The 5,789-nt window shown below is 36.4% G+C and carries 5 protein-coding genes; 2 read left to right on the top strand and 3 right to left on the bottom strand.

Annotated elements, in window-relative coordinates; genetic code table 11:
- On the top strand, positions 1-604 hold a 604-nt coding region (locus R3333_RS11920; protein WP_318959002.1), incomplete at its 5' end, for a hypothetical protein.
- A 9-nt stretch (positions 605-613) separates the two neighbouring features.
- On the top strand, positions 614-1,087 hold the full coding sequence (locus tag R3333_RS11915; protein WP_318959001.1) for a hypothetical protein: 474 nt from the start codon (positions 614-616) through the stop codon (positions 1,085-1,087).
- A gap of 76 nt (positions 1,088-1,163) precedes the next feature.
- On the opposite strand, the gene R3333_RS11910 is transcribed toward R3333_RS11915, so the two are convergent.
- The 3 genes from R3333_RS11910 to R3333_RS11900 all read right to left on the bottom strand — a co-directional run.
- A complete protein-coding gene (locus tag R3333_RS11910; protein WP_318959000.1) occupies positions 1,164-3,392 on the bottom strand; it encodes an OmpA family protein in 2,229 nt (742 codons plus the stop codon).
- A gap of 3 nt (positions 3,393-3,395) precedes the next feature.
- The gene (locus tag R3333_RS11905; protein ID WP_318958999.1) at positions 3,396-4,316 is read right to left on the bottom strand and encodes a type IX secretion system membrane protein PorP/SprF; all 921 of its coding nucleotides are present in this window, start codon (positions 4,314-4,316) and stop codon (positions 3,396-3,398) included.
- Between the two features lie 6 nt (positions 4,317-4,322).
- Positions 4,323-5,789: gliding motility-associated C-terminal domain-containing protein (locus tag R3333_RS11900; RefSeq protein WP_318958998.1), on the bottom strand; the 1,467-nt coding region annotated here is incomplete at its 5' end.

Below are 5,789 nucleotides of genomic sequence, written 5' to 3'. Positions count from 1 at the left end.
TCAAAAACAACATTATCCTTTTGTAGGGCAAAACAACGATTGGGAGATGCAGCTGCCCAATTTTCCGAACGACAGTGGAAGTGTATTTCTAATAGATACCCAAGATGTGTATGATGTGTTTAATTACTCGGAAAAAATGCATTTCAACTATTTGGAAGATGTAAATGGTGTGGCTCTTGAAAGAATCAATCTCCAGGGAAAAACTGGAAAATGGTATAGTGCAGGAAGTAATGTGAACTACGGTACACCTGGCTTTAAAAACTCTCAAATTACTCAGGGTGGTCCATCTTCAAAACTGTCTATTTCACCCAAAATATTCACTCCAAATGGAGATGGAGAAAAAGATTTGACATCCATTTATTATTCGCATAACGGTAATAAATATATGTTAAGCATGAAAATTTATAGTGAGGAAGGGATGGTTGTTAAGTCTTTGTTTAATAATGTTTTACAAGGTTTTTCAGGTGTTGTGTTGTGGGATGGAATGGATGAAGAAAATCACATTTGCAACATAGGAAATTACATTATTGTTGCCGAATTTCTTGACCTGGAATCTCAGCAATTGCAAGTATGTCGACAAATTCTTATCTTGAATGGTAATTAAAATCTACTTATGATGAAAGGAATAAAAAAAATGTTGGTTGTACTTGCTTTTCTAGCAGGTGGAATAGGAGTTGCATCGGCACAAAACTACAACACAGCTGTAGGATTGCGCTTTGGATCTTATGGTGATGGAGCTATAAATTTAAAGCACATGTTGGGTGGTTCAAATGCTATTGAGGCAACCCTAGGAGGTGGTAGGTATCACCTTTTCTTGGAGGGATTATACGAATGGAATTTTGATTTAGGGTCTGGATTCAATTGGTATTTAGGAGCCGGAGCACATGCGTTCCTATGGAATGATAATCATCCAGTTAAATACTATGAGGACGGTTTTGCTTTAGGAGCTAGAGGTGTAATTGGGATTGAATACACATTTGATTTCCCGTTAAACTTAGCGCTTCATACAGGACCTAGAATTGGTATAATAAATGGACCTGGTTATGCAGGATGGGGTGGATCTTTAGCCATAAGATATGCATTCTAATCTAGCAGCAGATTGAAAAGTATTAAAAAGCGGTCGCTTACCAAACGACCGCTTTTTTTGTGCTATGAAACTTTGATTATTGTAGTGAGATAACGAATTCAACACGTCTATTGAGTTGATGTAAACGTTCTTTTTCTACAATTCCTTTTGCATCTCTAATTTGTTTATAAGGGATGTAAAGTTTTCTTTCTCCATAGAATTCTATTTTCAATCGCTCTGGATTTATTCCCTTTGCAACCAAGTATTTTTTAGAGTTTTCGGCTCTTTTTCTAGAAAGCCACATGTTGTAATAGTCTGCCCCTCTAGTATCTGTGTGCGCTTGTAAATACAATGTTATATCTGGGTGCTGATTTAGTATAACAACTATTTTGTCCAATTCTTCTGCAGCATCTGGTCTGATGTTATGCTTGTCAAAATTGAAGTAGATTGGCATTAAATTGAAAAGATCTGTGATTTCGTAATTCTCATTTTTAATTAAAACCACATCATATTCATTATCTAAAAACAAATGTTGACGATCTCCTAATGTTTCTTTAAAGGGGATATATCTAGTATAGTATCCTGGAGCGGAAACAACAAAAGTGAAGTCTACATCATCTCCATATTGATAGCGAATATTATCTATGATAAAGTGACCGTTGATTGAATCGTAGGTATAGTTTTTAATGTTACCTGTACTATCCATAAGAACAATGCGAACATTAGGGACATCTACTTCAGTTTCCTGATCTATAACTCTTCCGGCAAATAAGTAATTAGGAGTTGTGTTAAGGTGAAGGTTTACTGTATAGTATTCTGAATCGTCTGTTAATAATAGCTCTTCATCGGTTTTCATCCCTTCTTTTTGAGTACGAATCAAATACGTTTCATTCTGTTCTACCTTAAAATTGTAGCTTCCCGTTAAACTAGAATACGTCGAATCTATCACTACTCCTTTATCATTGAATAGGTAAACCATGGCATTACTTACGGTATTCTCTGTAAACCCGTCATAGACCTTACCATTAAGTAAGGGAGTATGGAAAATCTCTTTAAGCTTTGTAAAACTGTAGATGTCATCGTCTCCATCACGGTTACTACTAAAGTACCCATGCTGGGAAAATGCATTGTCTACATAAGAAAAGTCATCCTGATTACTGTTCACTGGAGCACCCAAATTTCGAAGTTTAAGAGTTTGAAAATTGGTGTCTAATTTTGCAGCAAATATGTCCAATCCACCTAAACCATAATGTCCTTCAGTAGAGAAAAAAAGTGTTCTCTCAACAGAATTGAAATGGGGGAAAACCTCATCCTCTTGGGTGTTGATTTCTGGGCCAAAGTTTATTGGGTCCCCAACAATGTTCCCTCTTTTATTTAATTGCACGTAATAGAGGTCCATTCCTCCATATCCACCAGGTTGGTTAGATGAAAAAATGAGACGATTATTAATGGTGTCTAAAGTTGGGTGACAAGTGGAGTATTTTCTTGAATTAATTCTATTGAGATTTCTTATGTTTTTCAAAGCGTTGTTTTCCACCTTTGCGGTGTATATCTCTAGTTTGATTTGAGAATTATCTTCATCCTTTCTATTTCTTCTCTTCAATTGTTCCGCATTATTCCTGGTAAGGAAATAGACATCATATTGAGGACTATACACGCCTGTTCCATCGTGGAATTTTGATTTTCTATTCGATTTTATAGGAGTAACATTATTTAGTTTTCCCGATTCAGTAACATCGGCTTTATAGAGGTGATAGAAATAACTTCCTGTCCAAGAATGGATTTGATTTTCCATTAATCTAGAACGTTGGTTTCTTGAGAAAATAACAGTAGAGCTGTCTTTATAGCTAATACCTATTTCAGATTGATGCGTGTTGATATTTTCCTTTTCAACCTTGAAGTTTTCGTCTGCAACCGCAAGTTTTTCGAAGTTGCCAAAATTAAGCGCTAAGTTTAATTCATATTCTGTAGGTTCTTTAGTGCTTAAATAGGTAGTTAATGTTTCATAGGCTTTCGTATAGTTTTTCGCTCTTTTTTCTAAAAGTACATACCTTAAGATTTGGTAATCGGTGCATTTTCCTTGTGTATAAATGTATTCGTACCAATTTAAGGCGTTCATAAAATCACCTGTTTTGTCGTAAGCTAAGGCAATATTAGACGCAATGCTCATTGAATCAATCCCTCGTTCTAATACATCTTCATAAGCTTGAGCTGCATAGAAATAAGATTTATTTTCCAATAATTCATTCGCATATTTTAGCCTTCCTTCCTGCCCCACAACAAGAAAAGTAAAAAGGATTGTCAATATGGTAAGTGATAATTTCATATTCTAAAAGTATCTTGGAGATTGAAGATTTTTAACTTTAGAGTTAAGGTCGTAACTCAATAATAATTCGTGAGAACCTAAATTGTATTTGACCAATCTGTTTCCTGATAATTCAAAGGCATACCCTATTTTAAACTCGTTACTGAGGTTTATTTGAGCAATTAGTGCAATACTTTCTTTAAATCTATAATTGACACCCAGCCAGAAATTGTCATAGAAAATAAAGTAGTTCGAAGCTTCGATGGCCATTGGTGAATTCATGGCAACTTTAAGCATGATGGATGGACGTATTTTCAGCATCCTATTGTACTTAAAGTACCCTCCAAAGGCAAGGTGATAGTGACGAATATCTCTGTAGTTTAATTCTCCCACTTCTGCTGCACTTTCAACAATACGAGGACTAGATAATCCTAGAAACCAGTATTTCGAATGGTAATAAACACCTGCACCAAAATTGGGTTTAATTTCATTTTGAACTGCTCCAGATAGGGTTGGGTCATTCCATTCTTCCTTTGTTAATGTTCCATAGTTGTTGCTTAAAAAGTTGGCTCCTACTTTAAGACCAAAAGAAAGTTTACTTTTCTTTTTTCTATCCAGTTGTATGGTATAAGAAATATCTCCATTTACCCAAGTCGATGAGGTTGGACCAATCTTATCGTAAATCATACTTGCACCAAGCGCTAGTCCCTTCAAGGTGATGGGTGAATGTACACTTAGTGTGGTTGTTTTTGGTGCACCCTCAATACCCGCCCACTGGGCTCTGCTTAAGCTAGTGATAGCTAATGCATCTCTACTTCCTGCATAGGCAGGGTTGTAGTAGAGCATATTGTCTAAGTACTGCGTGAATTGTGATTCTTGCTGTGCAAAAACTGAAGTACTAAAAGTCAGCAGTACAAACAGTAAGTTTAATGTTAATTTTTGCATGTCAATTTATCGTTTAATGTATACATACCCTTGGTAAGCCTTAGCTTCACCACTTACTGGGTCAGTTAATTCAATGATGTAGAAGTAAGTTCCTTCTGGAAGTTCATTGCCTCCTACGTTTAGTTTATTTTGAGAAGTACCATCCCAATTGTTTTGATAGTCTTCATTGTAGTATACTTCAGATCCCCATCGGTTAAATACTCTTACTGATGTATTTGGATATTCTTCTAGATATTCAATTACAAAGTAGTCGTTAATACCATCTTCATTTGGAGAGAAACTTTCATAAATGATCATGTCGCATACCTCTGTAATCATTTCCAAAGTGTCACTGTTTACACATTGATATTCATCCGTAGCATAAACAATGTATTCTCCCTCATCATCAGATTCTAATTTGTCAATCAAATATTCAGGACCTGAATTCACCCAAGTTTGCTCTAAATACCAATCGTATATTAGGTCATTTTTCGGTGAGTGTACCTCAAGCATTGTTTCTCCTCCTTTACAATTATCAAAGACTGGGTTCAGCTTGATCTCAGGTAATGGTCTTACCACAATGTCGAAGCTAGTGGTACTTGTGTTTCCGTGAATATCTATGATCTGAACTGAAACTGTTGTCGTACCAATTGGGAAGTTGGTTTGTTCATCGAAATCAGTAATGATAGTATCAATTGAACAGTTGTCATTTACGTCATAATCGATTTCTACAATATCACTAGCACAGAAATAGTTTGCCGTATTGAAAGTAACCGTTGGATCTTCATTGTCTGTTACTGTTACAGTAAACGAACTATCAACAGCATTACCACATTCGTCGGTGAATGTATAGGTCACCGTTGTTACGCCAACATCAAAGAAATCTCCAGAACTGTATGTACTCTGAACATCAACGGTTCCACATAAGTCAGTTCCTTGTGGTTCGGTCCAACTGATCACAGCACCACAGAATGAACTATCATTGTCAACCGAAATATCTGCAGGGAAGGATATGATTTCAGGTAATGTAGTATCCTGAACATTTACTGTTTGAATATGCGTTGATGTATTACCACAATCATCAGTAGCTACCCATGTTCTCGTTAATACGTATGTATTTGTACAGTTTCCAGCTGTAGTACTTTCTTGGTAATTCACGTATGCTGTACTACAATTATCTGTTGCGGTTAGAGTAACTGCAGCTGGTATAGCATCACAGTTTACCGTCGTGTCAATTGGAAGGACTTCCACAAATAAAGGAGCAGTAGTGTCTTGAACGGTTACCGTTTGAACATGTGTCAACACATTTCCGCAGTCATCTGTTGCCGTCCAAGTTCTCGTTAATGTATAAGCATTTGCACAGTTTCCAGCGGTAGTACTCTCTTGGTAGTTCACGCTTGCTGAATTACAATTATCCGTTGCGGTTAAAGTTATTGCCGTTGGCACTGCATCACAGTTGACAGTAGTATCAACCGGAAGAGCTTCTACAAATAC

Origin of the sequence: Lishizhenia sp. (genome assembly GCF_033720595.1) — a bacterium.
Classification (GTDB): Bacteria; Bacteroidota; Bacteroidia; order Flavobacteriales_D; family Crocinitomicaceae; genus Lishizhenia.
This window is presented reverse-complemented; position numbering and strand designations above follow the sequence as displayed.